We start from the raw sequence: 17,807 nt of genomic DNA, 5'->3' as shown, positions 1-17,807 counted from the left end.
ATAACTACACGATCGGTCTGGAGACTTCCATGAACACCTTCCGCACGGCCGCGACGGCCGTTACTCTCGCTGCGTCCGCCGCTGCGTCGCCGGTTGCGCATGCGCAGGGCAGCGTGACGCTGTACGGCATCGTCGACACCGGCGTGCAGTACTACAACAACGCGGCAGGCGGCGGCGCGGTCGCCGGCATGCCGGCGCTGACCGGCGAAGTGCCGTCGCGCTTCGGGTTGCGCGGCGTCGAGGATCTCGGCGGCGGCTACCGTACGTTCTTCGTGCTCGAAAACGGCTTCGCGCTGAACTCGGGCGCGCTGAACTATGGCGGCCGCCTGTTCGGCCGGCAGGCGAACGTCGGCATCGAATCGCCGTACGGCACGCTTACGCTCGGGCGGCAGATGAACATGTCGATGCTGGTGTTGCTCAACGCCGACGTGATCGGCCCGTCGATCCATTCGATGGCGAGCTTCGACAGCTACCTGCCGAATGCGCGCAGCGACAATGCGGTCGGCTATCTCGGTCGCTTCGGCGGCGTGACGCTCGGCGGCACCTACAGCACCGGGCGAGACGGCGCGGGGCCGGCCGGGCCGTCGGCGACGAATTGCGCGGGCAACGTGGCGGGCGACCCGGTCGCCTGCCGCCAGTACACGATGATGATCGCGTACGACGCGCCGCAGTTCGGCGCGGCCGCGTCGTACGACGTGATGCACGGAGGCACGGGCGCGTCGGCGCCGCTGTCGAGCCCCGGCTATACGGATAGCCGCACGATCGTCGACGCATACGTCAAGTTCGGCATCGCGAAACTCGGCGCGGGCTGGATCCGCCGCAACACGGCAGCCGCGGCCCACAGCCAGTCGGACATCTTCTTCGCGGGCGGCACGGTCTACGCGAGTCCGGCGCTATCATTCGACGCACAGGCCGTGCGCTATCTGCTGCGCGGCCGCTACGACTCGAACCTGTTCGTCGGGCGGGCGAATTACAGCCTGTCGAAGCGCACGATGGTCTATACGTCCGTCGGCTACATCACGAACAGCGCACTGGGCACGTCCGCGGTGGCGGCGGGCGGCACGGTCGGCACCGGCCGCAACCAGGTCGGCGCGATGGCGGGCATTCAGCAGCGCTTCTGACGCGGTAGCGCACCACGGAGACTTCGACGATGACGACCGATCTTCTCAGCGACGTGCTGACCGACCTGCGGGCCGATGCGGTCGTCACCGGGCGCTTCACGCTGAGTGCGCCGTGGGCGATCCGCAAGCCGGCCGTCGCGGGCGCGCCGTTCCGCACCTGTGCGGGCAGCCCGTTCTTCCTGTCGGTCGCGGGCGCCGCGCCCGTCTACGTCGAGCCGGGCGACTTCGTGCTGCTGCCGCATGGCGACGAGCACGTGATGGCGTCGTCGCTCGACGTGCCGCCCGTGCCGTTCGATACGTTGATGGCCGACAAGGGCATCCGGCCGCGCTTCGACACGCCGCTCGCGTTCGTCGCGGGCGGCGGCGGCGCGACCAGCGAGCTCTATACGGGCATCGTCGTGTATCGCGACATCGTGCGCAGCCCGCTGTTCTCCGTGTTGCCGGCGCTGATTCACGTGCGCGCGAACGATGCGGCCGTCGCGCCGTGGCTCGCGAGCACGCTGCAGAGCTTCATCCAGGAATCGATGGCGTGCCAGCCGGGCTGGGCCGTCGCCGCGACGCGTCTGGCCGACGTGCTGTTCGTGCAGTTGTTGCGTGCGCACCTGCAATCGTCGGCGAATCACACGGGCTGGCTGCGCGGGTTGACCGATCCGCAAATCGGTCGTGCGATGGCGCTGATGCACCGCGACCCGCGGCGCAACTGGCAGCTCGCGAGCCTCGCGGCCGAGGCCGGCATGTCGCGTTCGCGCTTTTGCGCGCATTTCGCCGCGCTGGTCGGCGAGACGCCGATCGGCCATCTGACCGCGTACCGGATGTATCTGGCGAGCGGCGAGCTCGCGAACGGCAAGCTGCGGCTGATCGAGATCGCCGAGCGGGTCGGCTACACGTCGGAGAAGGCATTCGCGCGTGCGTTCCATCGCTGGTCGGGGACGGCGCCGCGCCGCTATGCGCGCAACGCACGCGATCTGTATGACCTTGCACGACATGGATGACCGCGCAACGCGCCAGCGGGTGCCGGCGCTTGCGTGCGACTGTCGCGCCGGCGCGGCGGGACCCGCGACGCAGGGCGGTGCGGCATGCCCCGCCCACGCGCGTCCGGCCGCTTTCCGTCACTCGCCGGCGACCGCCGGCCCGCCGGTATTGCCGCGGCGGTTGCGGCGCTTCTCGGCCCACACGCGCAGCCGGTCCATGTACAGGTAGACGACCGGCGTCGTATAGAGCGTCAGCACCTGCGACACGATCAGGCCGCCGGCGATCGCGATCCCGAGCGGCGCGCGCAGCTCGGCGCCGTCGCCGCTGCCGAACGCGAGCGGCAGCGCGCCGAGCAGCGCCGCCATCGTCGTCATCATGATCGGCCGGAAGCGCAGCAGGCACGCCTCGTGGATCGCATCGAACGACGACTTCCGGTTGTTGCGCGTCTGGTCGATCGCGAAGTCGACCATCATGATCGCGTTCTTCTTCACGATGCCGATCAGCAGGATCACGCCGATCAGCGCGATGATGCTGAACTCGGTCTTGAACAGCAGCAGCGCGAGCAGCGCGCCGACGCCGGCCGACGGCAGCGTCGACAGGATCGTGATCGGGTGGATGTAGCTCTCGTACAGGATCCCGAGCACGATGTAGACGGCCAGCAGCGCCGCGAGGATCAGGATCGGCTGATCGTTCATCGACTGCTGGAACGCCTGCGCGGTGCCCTGGAAGCTGCCGACGATCGTCGGCGGCACGCCGATCTGCGCCATCGTCTGGTAGATCACCTGGGTCGCCTGCGACAGCGACACGCCCGGCGGCAGGTTGAACGAGATCGTCGTCGCGACGAACAGCCCCTGGTGGTTGACCGACAGCGGCGTCGTGCTCGGCCCGAACGTCGCGATCGCCGACAGCGGGATCATCGTCGACTTCGATGTCGACACCGACGCGCCCGACGACGCGCTCGACTTGCCGCTCGCCGCGATCGCGTTGAGCGCCTGGTTGCGCGCGGAATCGGATGCGATCGCCGCGGCGCTCTGCGCGGCCGTGCCCGCGCTCGACGTGCCGGCCGCGGTCGCGACGAAGGTGCCGGCGGCCGCGTTGGTGGTCTGCGAACCGTTCGCGCTGCCGCCCGACGTGCTGATCCACACCTGGTTCAGCATCTCCGGGCTCTGCCAGTACTTCGGCGCGACTTCCATCACGACGTGGTACTGGTTCAGCGGGTTGTAGATCGTCGAGACCTGGCGCTGGCCGAACGCGTCGTACAGCGTGTTGTCGATCTGCGCGGGCTTGATGCCGAAGCGCGCGGCCGTCGCGCGGTCGATCGTCACCATGGCCTCCATGCCGCCTTGCTGCTGGTCGGAGTTCACGTCGGTCAGCTCGGGGCGCTTCTGCAGCGCCTCGGTCAGGATCGGCCCCCACTTGTACAGGTCGGCGCTCGAATCGCCGAGCAGCGTGAACTGGTACTGCGCGTTGCTCTGCCGGCCGCCCACGCGAATGTCCTGCGCGGCCTGCAGGAACGTGCTCGCGCCTGCCACGTCCGCCAGCCGCGGGCGCAGTTGCTGGATCACCTGGTCGGCCGACAGCTTGCGCTCGGTGCGGTCCTTCAGCGTGACGAACATGAAGCCGGAGTTGGTCTGCGTGCCGCCGGTGAAGCCCGCGACGCTCTTCACGTTCGGGTTGGCCTGCACGATCCGCATCATTTCGGAGAACTTCAGCTTCATCGCCTGGAACGACGTCGCCTGGTCGGCCCGAATGCCGCCGATCATCAGCCCGGTGTCCTGCTGCGGGAAGAAGCCCTTCGGCACGACGACGTACAGGTAGACGTTCAGCCCGATCGTCGCGAACAGCGTCAGCAGGATCAGCAGCGGCCGGCGCAGCGCCCACGACAGCGAGCGCTCGTAGCCGCGCTGCATGCGCGCGAAGCCGCGTTCGAGGAAGCGCCCGAAGCGGCCCTCGTCGCGCGGGTCGTGCTTGTCGGGCAGCAGGCGCGCGCACATCATCGGCGTGACCGTGAGCGACACCGCGAGCGACACGGCGATCGCGAGCGACAGCGTCAGCGCGAACTCGCGGAACAGGCGCCCGACGATCCCGCCCATCAGCAGGATCGGCAGGAATACCGCGACGAGCGAGATGCTCATCGACAGTACCGTGAAGCCGACTTCGCGCGCGCCGTCGAGCGCCGCCTGCATCCGCGACTTGCCGTTCTCGATGTGCCGCGCGATGTTCTCGAGCACGACGATCGCGTCGTCGACGACGAAGCCGGTCGCGACGATCAGCGCCATCAGCGACAGGTTGTCGATCGAGAAGCCGAGCAGGTACATCGCGCCGAACGTGCCGACGATCGAGATCGGCACCGCGACGCTCGGGATCAGCGTCGCGCGCCAGTTGCGCAGGAACAGGAACACGACCATCACGACGAGGCTGATCGCGATCAGCAGCGTGTGTTCGGTGTCCTTCAGCGACGCGCGGATGGTGGTCGAGCGGTCGAGCACCGGCGTGACCGTGATGTCGGCCGGCAGCGACGCGGTGAGCTGCGGCAGCGCCGCGCGCACGCGATCGAGAGTCTCGATGATGTTCGCGCCGGGCGAGCGGTAGAGGATCACGAGCACCGCGCGCTTGCCGTTCGACAGGCCGAGGTTGCGCAGGTCCTCGACCGAATCGACGACGTCGGACAGATCGGACAGCCGCACGGCCGAGCCGTTGCGGTAGGCGACGACGAGGTCGCGGTATTGCGACGCTTCGGACGCCTGGTCGTTCGTATAGAGCTGGAAGCGCTGCGGGCCGAACTCGATCGCGCCCTTCGGCGCGTTGGCGTTCGCGGAAGCCAGCGCCGCGCGCACGTCCTCGAGGCCGATCCCGTAGTGGAACAGCGACTGCGGTTCGAGCTCGACGCGCACGGCCGGGTTCGCGGAGCCGCTCACGGTAACCTGGCCGATCCCGTCGATCTGCGACAGCGACTGCTGCAGCACCGTCGACGCGGCGTCGTACACCTTCGCCGGCGACGCCGTCTCCGACGTCAGCGACACGACCATGATCGGCGAATCGGCCGGGTTGACCTTGCGGTAGGTCGGATTGCTCTTCAGCGCGGCGGGCAGGTCGGCGCGCGCCGCGTTGATCGCGGCCTGCACGTCGCGCGCGGCGCCGTCGATGTCGCGGTTCAGGCCGAACTGCAGGATGATCCGCGCATTGCCGACCGTGCTCGTCGACGTCATTTCGGAGACGTCCGCGATCGACCCGAGATGCCGTTCGAGCGGGCTCGTCACGCTGGTCGCGACCGTTTCCGGGCTCGCGCCCGGCAGCGACGCCTGCACGGAAATCGTCGGGAAGTCGACCTGCGGCAGCGGCGACACCGGCAGCTTGATGAACGCGAACAGGCCCGCGAGCGCGACGCCGAGCGCGAGCAGCGTCGTCGCGACGGGGCGGTTGATGAAGGGGCGCGACAGGTTCATGTCGGCACCCGCTGGGCCGCCGCGTGTTCCGACGGATGCGTTTTCGGGAGATGGGGGGGCTGCGCCCCCCCACGCGAACGAAGTGAGCGTGGGGGTTGTGTCATTTACGCACCCGTGTGCTTGCCTGCATCGGCGCCCGGCCCGTGGCGTTCGAACCAGCCGCGCACGCGGCGCGCGAGCGAGTCGAAGCCGAGGTAGATCACGGGCGTCGTGAACAGCGTCAGCACCTGCGACACGATCAGGCCGCCGGCGATCGCGATGCCGAGCGGCTGGCGCAGCTCGGAGCCCGCGCCCGAGCCGACGATCAGCGGCACCGCGCCGAGCAGCGCGGCGAGCGTCGTCATCAGGATCGGCCGGAACCGCAGCAGGCACGCCTGGTAGATCGCCTCGCGCGGCGGCTTGCCTTCGACGCGTTCGGCCTCGAGCGCGAAGTCGATCATCATGATCGCGTTCTTCTTCACGATGCCGATCAGCAGCACGATGCCGATGATCCCGATGATGTCGAGGTCGTGCCCGGTGATCATCAGCGCGAGCAGCGCGCCGACGCCGGCCGACGGCAGCGTCGACAGGATCGTGATCGGGTGGATGTAGCTCTCGTATAGCACGCCGAGCACGATGTACATCGTGACGACCGCCGCGAGGATCAGGAACAGCTGGTTCGACAGCGACGCCTGGAACGCGAGCGCCGCGCCCTGGAAGCGCGTCTGGAACGAGCCGGGCAGGCCGATGTCCTTCTCGGCGGCCTCGATCGCCTTGACCGCTTCGCCGAGCGACGCGCCCGGCGCGAGGTTGAACGAGATCGTCGTCGACGGGAACTGCGACAGGTGCGCGACCAGCAGCGGCGACGGCCGCTCGTGGAACGACGCGATCGACGACAGCGGCACCTGGCCGCCGCCGGCCGACGGCAGGTAGATGTCGTTCAGCGACTGCGCGTAGTGCTGCTCCTTCGGCTCCGACTCGAGAATCACGCGGTACTGGTTCGACTGCGTGAAGATCGTCGACACGATGCGCTGGCCGAACGCGTCGTACAGCGCGTTGTCGACGGTTGCCGGCGTGATGCCGAAGCGCGCAGCGCTCGCGCGGTCGATCTCGATGTACACCGACTGCCCGTTGCTCTGCAGGTCGGTCGCGACGTCGACGAGCGACGGCTCCTGCTGCAGCCGCGCGACGAGTTTCGGCACCCAGGTCGCGAATTCGCCGGCGTTCGGGCTCGTCAGCATGAACTGGTACTGCGTCGGGCTGACCGTCGAGTCGATCGTCAGATCCTGCACCGACTGCATGAACAGCGAAATGCCGGTGATGTTCGACACGCGCTGCTGCAGGTCGCGGATGATCTGCCCGGCGGTTTCGGAGCGCTCGTCGCGCGCCTTCAGGTTGATCAGCATCCGGCCGCTGTTCAGCGTGATGTTGCTGCCGTCGACGCCGATGAACGACGTGAGGCTGTCGACGTTCGGATCCTTCAGGATCTCGGCCGCGAGCGCCTGCTGGCGTTCGGCCATCGCGCCGTACGAGATCGACTGCGGCGCCTGCGTGATCGCCTGGATCACGCCGGTGTCCTGCGCGGGGAAGAAGCCCTTCGGCACGTAGACATAGAGCAGGGCGGTCAGCCCGAGCGTCAGCAGCGCGACGACGAGCGTCGAGCGCTGGCGGTTCAGCACCCATTCCAGCGCGACCGCGTAGCGCGCGATCACCCAGTCGATCGCCCGGTGCACGCGCGCCTCGAAGCGATGGCTCTCCGGCGGCGGTGAATGGCGCAGCAGCTTCGCGCACATCATCGGCACGAGCGTGAGCGACACGATCGCCGAGATCACGATCGTCACCGCGAGCGTGATCGCGAATTCGTGGAAGAGGCGCCCGACCACGTCGCCCATGAACAGCAGCGGGATCAGCACCGCGATCAGCGAGACCGTCAGCGAGATGATCGTGAAGCCGATCTGCCGCGAGCCCTTGAGCGCGGCCTCGAGCCCCGATTCGCCTTCCTCGACGTAGCGCGCGATGTTCTCGATCATCACGATCGCATCGTCGACGACGAAGCCGGTCGCGATGGTGAGCGCCATCAGCGACAGGTTGTTCAGCGAGAAGCCGGCCATGTACATCACCGCGAGCGTGCCGATCAGCGACAGCGGCACCGACAGGCTCGGGATGATCGTCGCGTAGACGTTCGCGAGGAACAGGTACATCACCAGCACGACGAGCGCGACCGCGAGCAGCAGCTCGAACTGCACGTCGCGCACGGCCGCGCGGATCATCGTCGTGCGATCGGTGACGATCTCGACGTCGAGCGCGGCCGGCAGCGTCTCCTGCAGCTTCGGCAGTTGCGCCTTGATCGCGTCGACGGTCGCGATCACGTTCGCGCCCGGCTGGCGCTGCACGTTCAGGATGATCGCGGGGTCCGAATTCACCCACGCGCCGAGCTTGGTGTTCTCCGAGCCGGCGACGACCGTCGCGACGTCGGTCAGCATCACCGGGCGGCCGTTCTTGTACGCGACGACCGCGCTGTTGTACTGGTCGGCGCTCGTCAGCTGGTCGTTCGCGTTGATCGTGTACGCGCGCGTCGGGCCGTCGAAGTTGCCCTTCGGCGTGTTGACGTTCAGGTTCGAGATCGTCGTGCGCAGGTCGTCGAGGTTCATCCCGTACTTCGCGAGCGCGGTCGGGTTCGCCTGGATCCTCACGGCCGGCCGGTTGCCGCCCGACAGGCTGACGAGGCCGACGCCGGCGATCTGCGAGATCTTCATCGCGAGGCGCGTGTCGGCCAGGTCCTGCACCTGCGTGAGCGGCAGCGTCTTCGACTTGACGGCGAGCGTCAGCACCGGCGCGTCGGCCGGGTTCACCTTCGCGTAGATCGGCGGGGCCGGCAGATCGGACGGCAACAGGTTGCCGGCCGCGTTGATCGCGGCCTGCACTTCCTGTTCGGCGATGTCGAGCGGCAGGTCGAGCGAGAACTGCAGCGTGATCACCGACGCGCCGGCCGAGCTTTGCGACGACATCTGGTTCAGCGACGGCATCTGCCCGAACTGGCGTTCGAGCGGCGCGGTGACCGACGACGTCATCACTTCCGGGCTCGCGCCCGGATAGAAGGTCTGGACCTGGATCGTCGGGTAGTCGACCTCGGGCAGCGCGGCGAGCGGCAGGAACCGCAGCGCGACGAGACCGGCCAGCATGATCGCCGCCATCAGGAGAGCGGTGCCGACCGGCCGGAGAATGAACAGGCGAGATGGATTCATCGAGCGGCCCGCGCGTTACTGGGCCGCGGGGGCCGCTGCCTGCGACGCGCCGTGCCGGTGTCCGCCGCGATGACCGCCGGCACCCGATGCGCCCGAGGCGCCTGACGCCGCGCCTGCGCCGCGCGCGCCCGACGCGCCTTTCGGCTTGTCGGCCGGAATCGAGATCTTCGCGCCTTCGCGCAGGCGATCCGAGCCGTCGGTCACCACGCGCTCGCCGAGCGCGACGCCGCTGACGATGCTCGTGCGTTCGCCGTCGACCGGGCCGACCGTGACCTTGCGCACCGTCACCGTGTTGTCGGGTTTCACGACGTAGACGAACTGGCCGATCGAGCCCGTCAGCACGGCGGAGGTCGGCACGATCGTCGCGTTGCGGATCACGTCGACGAGCAGCCGCGTGTTCACGAACTGATTCGGGAACAGCATGCCTTCCTTGTTATCGAAGTTCGCGCGCAGCTTGACCGTGCCGGTGCTCGTGTCGATCTGGTTGTCGAGCGTCGCGAGCGAGCCCGTCTCGAGCGGCACCGTGTTGTTGCGGTTGTAGGCGGTGACCGACAGCTTCTGGCCCGCGTTCACCTGCTTGAGGATCTGCGGCAGGTTGTCTTCCGACGTCGTGAAGATCACGCTCATCGGCTGCAACTGCGTGATCACGACGATGCCGTTGGTGTCGCCCGGCGTCACGTAGTTGCCGGGGTCGACCTGGCGCAGGCCGACGCGACCGGAGACCGGCGCGGTGATGCGCGCATACGTGAGATTGAGTTTCGCGGAATCGATCGCGGCCTGGTCGGTTTTCACCGCGCCTTCGTACTGCTTGACGAGCGACGCCTGCGTATCGACGGTTTGCGACGCGATCGAGTCCTGCGCCAGCAGCGTCTGGTAGCGCTTCAGGTCGAGGCGGGCCGTCGCGAGCAGCGCCGCGTCGCGGGCATGCGTGCCTTCGGCGTTCTCGAGCGCGACCTGGTACGGGCGCGGATCGATCTGCGCGAGCACGTCGCCCTTCTTGACGATCTGGCCTTCCTGGAACGACACCGACTGCAGGTAGCCCGACAGTTGCGTCTTCACCGTCACGTTCGCGAGCGGCGTGACGGTGCCGAGCGCGGACAGCACGATCGGCATCTCGCCCTGCGTCGCGGTGGCGACCTGCACCGGCTGCGGCACGTTCGCCATCGCAGCGGGGCCGCCGCGGCCGCGATGGCTGCCCGCGGCGGCGCTGGCGCCCGCGCTTTTCGCCGTGCTGCCTGGCGCCGGCGTGCGGTTCCACGGGTGCCACCACAACAGGCCGCCGATGACGACGACCGCGACGGTCCCGAGCAGCAGCGTGCGGCGCGGGCGGCGTGCGACGGTGGGTGCGGGGTCTTTCGAAGGGGGCGTGGGCTTTTGTTCGTTATCCATCGTGTTCTGTCAGGAAGACGGCGCGGCGGCCCGGAAATCGGGCTGCTCGGCTGCGCTGGGCGACGCGGCGGGGCGGCCCGGCTCGGTCCGGGGCCCCGCCGATCCGCGCGGGAAAAGAGCGGTGCGCGCCGCGAATGCGGTGCGACGATGGGCATGATCCTACGTGCCGTCCCCGTTACAGTCCAGCGGTCTATCTTTCAACGGGTTACGGTCGTTACACAACGCGACACGACGATGACGAAACGATTACGGGCCGATGCGCCGGGCCGGCGCGCCGCCGATTTCGCGGGTGATCTTCGCGATGCATTCGTGCAGCGCGGGCACCACGTGTTCCTGCAGCCATTCGGGCGGACACTGGTGCGACGCGCCGCCGCAATTCACCGAATAGCGCTGGCCCGACGGGCCGACGAAACCGGCCGCGACCGCGTTCAGGCCTTCGCGCCATTCGCCGATCGCGATCGCGTGGCCGTCGCGCATCGCTTCGTCGAGCGCGGGCGTCAGGCGGGCGGACACGTGCGGCCAGTCGTCGCCGGCGGTGGTGCGCAGCGACTCGAGCAACTGGCGGCGCTCGTCGTCCTCGAGCGCGGCGAGATACGCGCGGCCCACGGCCGTACGCGCAATGTCCATCCGCGAGCCGATTTCGAGGCGCGTGACGAGCACGGCCGAGCGCGGGCGAATCACGTCGATCGCGACCATGTCGAGCCGGTCGCGCACCGCGAGGTGCACGGACAGCGACGTGCGCTCGGCCAGCTCGATCATGAACGGCCGGGAACGCGCGCGGATGTCGAAGTTGCGCAGGAAGCCGTGGCTGAGTTCGAGTACCGACGCGGTCAGCACGAAGCGCTCGCTGTCGGGCAACTGGAACAGGAAGCCGGCGCTGACGAGCGTCGCGGTGATGCGCGAGACGGTCGGCTTCGGGATGCCGGTCAATTCGGTCAGTTCGCGGTTGCTGACGGGGGCGTCGGCAGCCGCGATGCGGCGCAGCACGGCGAGACCGCGGGCGAGGGCGGTGATCTCGTCGGGCGACGATTCACGGTCCCGCGACGCGGGAGAGGTTACAGTGGTCGACACGAGGGATTCTCTCTAATTCCGAAACTCGATTTCAATTTTGTTGGTATTGTAGGACTATTGTCAAAAGATGCATGTTCCGCGGGTGAACCGGTCATCGGATGAGATTTTACGGGTTCACCCTTGGTTTATGGGGAAAACACTCAAATGAGCGTTGTCGGAAAGTGCGTGAACCGGTGCAAATACCGCTTGACTTGTCGGGCGGAAACGGAAAGAATGTCTCACGTTTTCGAAACATCGTTTCAAGAGTTTAACCGGCAACGATGTTTCGCGCAGTCTCTCAGGTTCTAGCACGGCCCTCGGAATGGCTAGAACTTTTTTAGCGCCACGGTCTCCGTGGCGCTTTTTTTTTGTGCACCCTGCATGAGGCATTCCCGCAGTCCCGTCCTGGCTCGATTATCGCAAACGAAGCGCAGCGCAGCTGCATGAGGGCAAACCGGGCGCAGAGGGAAGACTGGATCTCAAGTCGTGAGCTGACGATGAGAGCTGCTTTCGACACCGGAGGGAGCGCCCCATTTCCTTCGGTCCGTCGCTTGCCGTCCGCATACTCAATGATCCGGGAAGGTGGCGGTCACGCTGCCTGATCTCCCCGTCCCGATTCGTACGCCCGCCGTGATGTGTCAAAGCCGTATTATCGCTCGTCTGCTGCGGTGACCGTGCGAACGTGCGATGCCATGCGCTCAGCGACGAGGGTCTTTGAATCGAATCTGGCGCAAGTAGTCGTAGCCGACTCTCCCAAGCATGATCGGAAGCGCGAAGGAAAAGGTGGCTGCGTCGCCGTTGAGCTTCGAGATCAGACCGATCGAGCAGGTGCCGATCGATATTGCAGACGCCGACACGAGCAACGCCCGCGAGTAGTAAGGGATGGCGTCGATGCGCTCTTGGTGCGCCTTCGAAAAATGGCAATACACGGCGATGCACGTCATCCCGACGACGCTGCCGAACACATAGTCTGCGACATAGTCTTCGGCGAAGACCCAGAACATGGCGACATGAACGAGCCATGCGGGGAAGTTGGCAGCCAGATACGCGCGGTGAAAGGCGATGGACGAAAGCATGACTGTTTTCCCGATGCCGGACGACTCGGGGCCGTCCGGACTTCGTGTTAGCGGTACGAACCGACGACGTCGGACAATCTCCACAAGTCCTCGAATTTCGCCCAACGAGGCAGTCCGTTCGGGAAAAGGAACGCCAGTCCATGCTCCTGGACGCCATTGAAAATGTAAGCTCCGGCCAGGCTGCCGGTGAGTCCGCCGTAGGTCAGACCGAATGCGCCTCCGATCAATGCACCCCCAAGTGTTCCAACTCCGGGAATCACCGATCCAACGGCCGCGCCGGCCGCGGCACCGACCTCGGCTCCGTACGCCTGCCCGGCGATTTGCCCCGCAACGCCGCCTACCAAGGTGCCGGTCAAGCCGGCGCCGGATACGCGGTTGATTTCACTTCGAGTAAGTTCTTTCACTATCTGTACTCCTGTTCAAAGAAGAAGCAGCGATGCAAGCGGAGGGCCATCCGATTTGCATCGTAATTCAAATGCGAATGAGTCTCATTGTTGTTCGTGAAGTGAAGATTGTCCGACGCGCATTCGTCCGGGGGCGCGGAAGCTGTATTGACGGTTCAAAGCCCGAACGGATGTTGGAATGAAGCGTTCGCGTCACGAAAAGGGACGGAGGAGAGCGGTGGGAAGCTGCGATTGACGGAACGTGAAGGAACGTTACGGGTCGCCCGTCGATACGGTCGTCTATGCGATCTGGTGCGCATCGTCGTAGCGACCCATGGCGGCAGACCGGGTTTCGAACAGGTGTGCCGCTCGTCGTCCGGCGCGGGGCGCATCGCCGTGCAAAAAAAAGCGCGATGCCCGCAATGGGCATCGCGCGTGAAACGGCGTGGAGCGCCGACGAATGAACGGTGATGAAGAAAAGACCCCCGGCCAGGGACGCCCTGCAGGAAGCAGCGTCCCGTCGCGCGCGGCCCGTCAGCCCTTCGCGAGCTTGATGCTGGTCTGCTCGGCGGTCAGGTAGCCGACGCTGGCGCCGAAGCGATCCTTGTAGTTCGCGCGCACGAGCGGGTCGAGGGTCGGCTTGACCTTGTCGTGCAGCGGCGATTCCCAGTCGCCCGCGTGCTGGAAGTTGCTCATGATGTAGGTCCAGCCGTTGATCTCGTCGACCGCGTGCAGGCCCGTCGATTCGGCGCCCGCCGGGCACGACAGCACGCGCGCGAGCGATTTCGTGTCGACGTTGTAGGCCCACAGGAAGTTGTTCACGTGCATGCCCGAGTCTTCGCCGATGAACAGCGTGCGCAGCTTTTCGGAGAACTTCAGGTTGTCCGGGTTCGCGATCTTGTCCGGGTTCGCGAGGTTGCCGAGCGCGTCGGCCGCGGCGAGGTCCTCGCCGACGAGCGCGGCGGGCGCGCCCATGTCGACCGGCACCCATTCGCTGTCGATCGCGCCGCCCGTCGTGTCGCGCTGGCCGGCCTTCAGGTTCAGCGCGTAGACGGCGCCCGCGGCGATCTTCTTGTCGACCGCGACGTCGCGCGACACCGCGTTGCCCTTGACCATCGACGTTTCGATCCGCGACATCGCCGTGTAGACGATCTTGTCCTTCGCGTTCACGGTCGTGCCTTCGAGCTTCGTGAACGCCATGCTGCCGCCGAGCAGCGCCGCGTAGCGGTGCGTCTCGAGGAACGCGGCCGCCTTTTCCATCCCCGGCTTCACGCGCATCCAGTTGAACTTGCCGCCGAAGTGAATCTTCGTGTAGCTCGCATCGTTCGGATCGGCGGTCGCCAGGTCCATGATGTCCGACGCCTTCAGCGTGTTCGCGAGCGTTTCGATTTCGCTGCTGGTCGCGTGGCCGATCTTGATCCACGTGAGCGTCGCGGTGCCCGCGCCCGCGGACGACGTCTGCGTCCACTTCGCGACGTACAGCGTGCCGGCCGACAGGTCGGCCGCCTTGTCGGCGACGAACATGAACAGGCCGCCGTTGGTGGCGTCGTCGCCCATCATCACGGTGCGCTGGTCCGGCATCACCTGGATCAGCTCGTGCGAGATGCGACCGAGGCAGTAGTGCTTCTTCACGGTGCCGGTGCCGTCCGGGTTCACGGTGATCTCGGGCAGGTGGCCGTAGTGGTACGGGTTCGCCTTCGTCTCGTCGCCGAACGTGTTCTTGCTGAACGCCTTGAACTGCGCATCGGTCGCGGCCTTGGTCGCATCCGGCTCGTATTCCTCGCTCGACAGGTGCGTGCCCCACGGCGACAGGCTCGCGCCGCAGGTGATCCACAGGCCGTGCGCCTTCGACGTGTCGACGTTGTGATATTTCACGACCTTCAGCGCGCCGGTGGCCGGATCCTGGTCGAGCGTGAGCACGGCGATCGGCGACGGCAACTGGCCGTACTGCGACGCGCTGGCCTGGTCGCGCGTCGTATATTCGAACTGCACGACCGCGAACACCGTGTTGCCCTTCACGCCGGGCACGTTCGCGTTCTTCAGCGTCAGCAGCGAGCTGCCGTCCGGGCAGTCGGAATAGAACTGGCGCTCCTTGCCGGCCACCGAGCGATCGATGATCGGCTGGTTGTTGATGTCGTAGTAGCCGCCTGCGAGCGTCGTGCCGCCGTTGCCGTCCGGCACCATGTCGCCCGTCACGAAGAACGGCCGGTACGCGAGCTTGAAGTTGCGCGACGAGCCGTCCGAGAACGACACCGACAGCGTCGAGCCGACCGTCGTCGTGGCCATCGCGGCCGCGTTGTCGAGCGTCGGCGCGGCCATCGTCGAGAATGCCGCCGACGTATAGGCGGCGGCGACCGGGGCCGGCGTCGACGCGGGATCGTCGTCGCCGCCGCACCCCGTCAGCAGGGCCGGCAGCGCGAGGCCGGAAAGGGGGAGCATCGGTGCGCCGGCGAGGATCTTCAGGGCCTGACGACGGGAAGCATTGGGCAACGCGGGCATGTGGAGTCCAGTTTCGGTTGTTGGAAGAGTGGCGTTCGCGAAGCAGGCGAGCGGCAAGCTTCGCGAAGGCAAGTTGAAATCTGGACCGAAGTGTAGGGACGCTAGATGAAAGTTTTTTGAATTGAAAACGTAATGATGCGTCGGGCATCCGTCAGGCATGCTGCGGGATGCCCATCGGATGCCTGCTCGCGCTCAATCGCGCTCGGGCGTGGCCGAGATGCGGTGGATCGACAGGTCGGCGCCGTCGAATTCGGCTTCGCGATCGAGACGCAGGCCCACGGTCGCCTTCAGCGCGCCGTAGACGAGCGTGCCGCCCGCGGTGGCGAGCGCGATGCCGCCGAGCGTGCCGACGAGCTGCGACAGGAACGACACGCCGCCGAGACCGCCGAGCGCCGGCAGCCCGAACACGCCTGCCGCGAGGCCGCCGAGCGCGCCGCACATCCCGTGCAGTGGCCAGACACCGAGCACGTCGTCGATGCGCCAGCGGTTCTGCACGCAGGTGAACATCGCGACGAACAGCGCACCGGCCGCGGCGCCCGTGACGAGCGCGCCGATCGGATGCATCACGTCGGAGCCCGCGCATACCGCGACGAGGCCCGCGAGCGGCCCGTTGTAGGTGAAGCCCGGGTCGTTGCGGCCGGCCATCCACGCCGCGAGCGTGCCGCCGACCATCGCCATCAGCGAGTTCACCGCGACGAGGCCGCTGATCTTGTCGAGCGTCTGCGCGCTCATCACGTTGAAGCCGAACCAGCCGACCGCGAGCACCCAGGCGCCGAGCGCGAGGAACGGGATGTTCGACGGCGGGTGCGCGGCGATCCGGCCGTCCTTCGCATAGCGGCCGTGGCGCGCGCCGAGCAGCAGCACGGCCGGCAGCGCGACCCAGCCGCCGAACGCATGCACGACGACCGAGCCCGCGAAGTCGTGGAACGGCGCACCGAACGCACGCGTGAGCCAGGCCTGCACGCCGAAACGCTCGTTCCAGGCGATCCCTTCGAAGAACGGATAGATGAAGCCGACGATGATCAGCGTCGCGACGAGTTGCGGGTTGAACTTCGCGCGCTCGGCGATGCCGCCGGACACGATCGCCGGGATCGCCGCCGCGAACGTCAGCAGGAAGAAGAAGCGCACGAGCGCGTAGCCGTTGTGCTGCGACAGCGTGCCGATGTCGTCGAAGAATTCGACGCCGTACGCGATCGTGTAGCCGATGAAGAAATACGCGAGCGTCGACACCGAGAAGTCGACCAGGATCTTCACGAGCGCGTTGACCTGGTTCTTCTTGCGGACCGTGCCGAGTTCGAGAAATGCGAAGCCCGCGTGCATCGCGAGCACCATGACGGCGCCGATCAACAGGAACAGTGTGTCGACGCCGGATTTCAGACCATCCATGCCCTGGCTTCCTTGCGCAAAAAACGGGCAAGGAACGCAAGTATCGAGCCAATGTGGTGAACGGCTGCGTGGAACTGGTGCCCGGATACCGCGCGGTGCGGCATTCCGGTGAATCGTGCACGGGATGAGGGCGCGGCGGACGCCGGCGCGAGGCCATACCCGATGCACGCGTGTGGTGCGACGCGTGCCGAATCGGTGCGTACGACGAATGAAGCGGTGCGCGGCGCGGCGTGATCGTGCACCGATCTGGCGCGTCAGTGGCGCGCGAACAGCGCGGGCGGACGGCGCAGCCGCAGCGCGCACGCCGACCAGTAGGCGGCGACGGTCGCCAGCCCGAGCGCGGCGAACGCGAGCGCCGCGAAGCCCGCGACGGACTGGCCGTCGCCGTCTGCGCCGAGGATGCCTTGCGCGACGATCAGCGCGGCCGTCCAGAAGCCGATCACGGCTTGCGTGAGCAGGCGCGCGCAGGCGATGCGGCGCGGACGCCCGGATTCGGCGAGGCGGCGCGCCGACGGCGCGCGCAGACACATGAACAGGGTGCCGGCGAGCAGCGCGGCCAGGGCGATGAGCCAGTCGACGAGGAAAGCCATGACGAGGAAAAAGGAGGCACGGACGAAGCGAATTGAAGCGTGCCCACTTTAGAGGCGTGGCGCCCGCGATTGAATCAGACGAATCCGAAATTGAAAGGGATTTTTAATCGCGGGTCGTCATTGGGCCTGTTCCACAGGCGGTATCATCGACACCGGTCCAACCACGAGGTCGTGCAATGCGCGGCCGGAGATTGCTGATGAACATGAAGACATCGCGGGCGCGTCGCGTGCCCGGGTCCGTGCTGGCGGCCGTGGCCGCCGGCGCGCTGCTGTTGCTCGCGGGTTGCGAGAAGTCCGGCACGCCGGCCGCGCAACCCGATACGGCCGCGAGCGCGGCTGCCGATGCGGCGAACAATGCGGCCAAGGCGCTCGACCAGGTGGCGAGCACCGTCAATCAACAGATCAACGCGGCGAAGGCGGGTATCGCATCCGCGGCGTCGGCCGTGCCGCCGTTGTCCGCGAGCGGCCTCGCGTCGGCCGCGCAGGCGCAGATCGACGCGGCGGCGTCCGCCGTCGTCGCGCATGCGGCTTCCGAAGCGGGCGCGAAGATCGCCGAAGCCGGCAAGAAACTCCAGCAGTGGAGCCAGCAGAATGCCGCGGGGGCGAAACCCGCGAGCGGCGAATGACGCAGGCTTGCACGATCCGCAAAATGTAATTATGATGGTTACACA

General features: G+C 67.1%; 12 protein-coding genes. 3 read left to right on the top strand and 9 right to left on the bottom strand.

Translation table 11 applies throughout. The features are described from left to right. Window positions 1–29 precede the first annotated feature (29 nt). The gene (locus WS96_RS26495) at window positions 30–1,121 is read left to right on the top strand and encodes a porin (RefSeq protein WP_059836646.1); all 1,092 of its coding nucleotides are present in this window, start codon (window positions 30–32) and stop codon (window positions 1,119–1,121) included. Window positions 1,122–1,150: 29 nt separating this feature from the next. Then, window positions 1,151–2,113, top strand: a complete 963-nt coding sequence (locus WS96_RS26490; protein ID WP_059836645.1) for an AraC family transcriptional regulator — start codon at window positions 1,151–1,153, stop codon at window positions 2,111–2,113. A gap of 117 nt (window positions 2,114–2,230) precedes the next feature. Here WS96_RS26490 and WS96_RS26485 read toward each other — a convergent pair whose 3' ends face one another. The 9 genes from WS96_RS26485 to WS96_RS26445 form a co-directional block, all read right to left on the bottom strand. Further along, window positions 2,231–5,539, bottom strand: a complete 3,309-nt coding sequence (locus WS96_RS26485) for an efflux RND transporter permease subunit (protein WP_059836644.1) — start codon at window positions 5,537–5,539, stop codon at window positions 2,231–2,233. Window positions 5,540–5,643: 104 nt separating this feature from the next. Continuing rightward, entirely contained in the window at window positions 5,644–8,763 is a 3,120-nt protein-coding gene (locus tag WS96_RS26480; protein ID WP_059836643.1) for an MdtB/MuxB family multidrug efflux RND transporter permease subunit, read from the bottom strand. Between the two features lie 15 nt (window positions 8,764–8,778). After that, the gene (locus WS96_RS26475) at window positions 8,779–10,152 is read right to left on the bottom strand and encodes an MdtA/MuxA family multidrug efflux RND transporter periplasmic adaptor subunit (RefSeq protein ID WP_059836642.1); all 1,374 of its coding nucleotides are present in this window, start codon (window positions 10,150–10,152) and stop codon (window positions 8,779–8,781) included. 246 nt (window positions 10,153–10,398) lie between these two features. Further along, on the bottom strand, window positions 10,399–11,223 hold the full coding sequence (locus WS96_RS26470; RefSeq protein ID WP_034206844.1) for an IclR family transcriptional regulator: 825 nt from the start codon (window positions 11,221–11,223) through the stop codon (window positions 10,399–10,401). A gap of 677 nt (window positions 11,224–11,900) precedes the next feature. Continuing rightward, complete coding sequence (locus WS96_RS26465) at window positions 11,901–12,278, bottom strand: hypothetical protein (RefSeq protein ID WP_059836640.1); 378 nt, start codon at window positions 12,276–12,278, stop codon at window positions 11,901–11,903. A 47-nt stretch (window positions 12,279–12,325) separates the two neighbouring features. Beyond that, the gene (locus tag WS96_RS34265) at window positions 12,326–12,682 is read right to left on the bottom strand and encodes a hypothetical protein (RefSeq protein ID WP_218920990.1); all 357 of its coding nucleotides are present in this window, start codon (window positions 12,680–12,682) and stop codon (window positions 12,326–12,328) included. A 513-nt stretch (window positions 12,683–13,195) separates the two neighbouring features. Then, window positions 13,196–15,160 carry a PhoX family protein gene (locus tag WS96_RS26455; RefSeq protein WP_059782546.1) on the bottom strand — a complete coding sequence of 655 codons (1,965 nt, stop codon included), beginning with the start codon at window positions 15,158–15,160 and terminating at the stop codon, window positions 13,196–13,198. 192 nt (window positions 15,161–15,352) lie between these two features. Continuing rightward, window positions 15,353–16,546, bottom strand: coding sequence for an ammonium transporter (locus tag WS96_RS26450; RefSeq protein WP_059836636.1), 1,194 nt, complete (start codon window positions 16,544–16,546; stop codon window positions 15,353–15,355). 254 nt (window positions 16,547–16,800) lie between these two features. Continuing rightward, window positions 16,801–17,136 carry a hypothetical protein gene (locus WS96_RS26445; protein ID WP_034206848.1) on the bottom strand — a complete coding sequence of 112 codons (336 nt, stop codon included), beginning with the start codon at window positions 17,134–17,136 and terminating at the stop codon, window positions 16,801–16,803. Window positions 17,137–17,333: 197 nt separating this feature from the next. On the opposite strand from WS96_RS26445, the gene WS96_RS26440 reads away from it, so the two are divergent. Next, window positions 17,334–17,762 carry a hypothetical protein gene (locus WS96_RS26440; protein WP_059836976.1) on the top strand — a complete coding sequence of 143 codons (429 nt, stop codon included), beginning with the start codon at window positions 17,334–17,336 and terminating at the stop codon, window positions 17,760–17,762. The last annotated feature ends 45 nt before the right edge of the window (window positions 17,763–17,807 follow it).

Source organism: Burkholderia sp. MSMB1835, assembly GCF_001526365.1.
Taxonomy (GTDB): Bacteria; Pseudomonadota; Gammaproteobacteria; order Burkholderiales; family Burkholderiaceae; genus Burkholderia.
Note: the sequence above shows the minus strand (reverse complement) of the source record. Positions and strands in the feature narration are given on the sequence as shown.

Bases quoted from the DNA above. Each gene is read 5' to 3' on its own strand.
- WS96_RS26465 (WP_059836640.1), bottom strand. From the start codon at position 12,278: ATGCTTTCGTCCATCGCCTTTCACCGCGCGTATCTGGCTGCCAACTTC.
- WS96_RS26485 (WP_059836644.1), bottom strand. From the start codon at position 5,539: ATGAACCTGTCGCGCCCCTTCATCAACCGCCCCGTCGCGACGACGCTG.
- WS96_RS26450 (WP_059836636.1), bottom strand. From the start codon at position 16,546: ATGGATGGTCTGAAATCCGGCGTCGACACACTGTTCCTGTTGATCGGC.
- WS96_RS26480 (WP_059836643.1), bottom strand. From the start codon at position 8,763: ATGAATCCATCTCGCCTGTTCATTCTCCGGCCGGTCGGCACCGCTCTC.
- WS96_RS26490 (WP_059836645.1), top strand. From the start codon at position 1,151: ATGACGACCGATCTTCTCAGCGACGTGCTGACCGACCTGCGGGCCGAT.
- WS96_RS26455 (WP_059782546.1), bottom strand. From the start codon at position 15,160: ATGCCCGCGTTGCCCAATGCTTCCCGTCGTCAGGCCCTGAAGATCCTC.
- WS96_RS26495 (WP_059836646.1), top strand. From the start codon at position 30: ATGAACACCTTCCGCACGGCCGCGACGGCCGTTACTCTCGCTGCGTCC.
- WS96_RS26440 (WP_059836976.1), top strand. From the start codon at position 17,334: ATGAACATGAAGACATCGCGGGCGCGTCGCGTGCCCGGGTCCGTGCTG.
- WS96_RS26445 (WP_034206848.1), bottom strand. From the start codon at position 17,136: ATGGCTTTCCTCGTCGACTGGCTCATCGCCCTGGCCGCGCTGCTCGCC.
- WS96_RS26475 (WP_059836642.1), bottom strand. From the start codon at position 10,152: ATGGATAACGAACAAAAGCCCACGCCCCCTTCGAAAGACCCCGCACCC.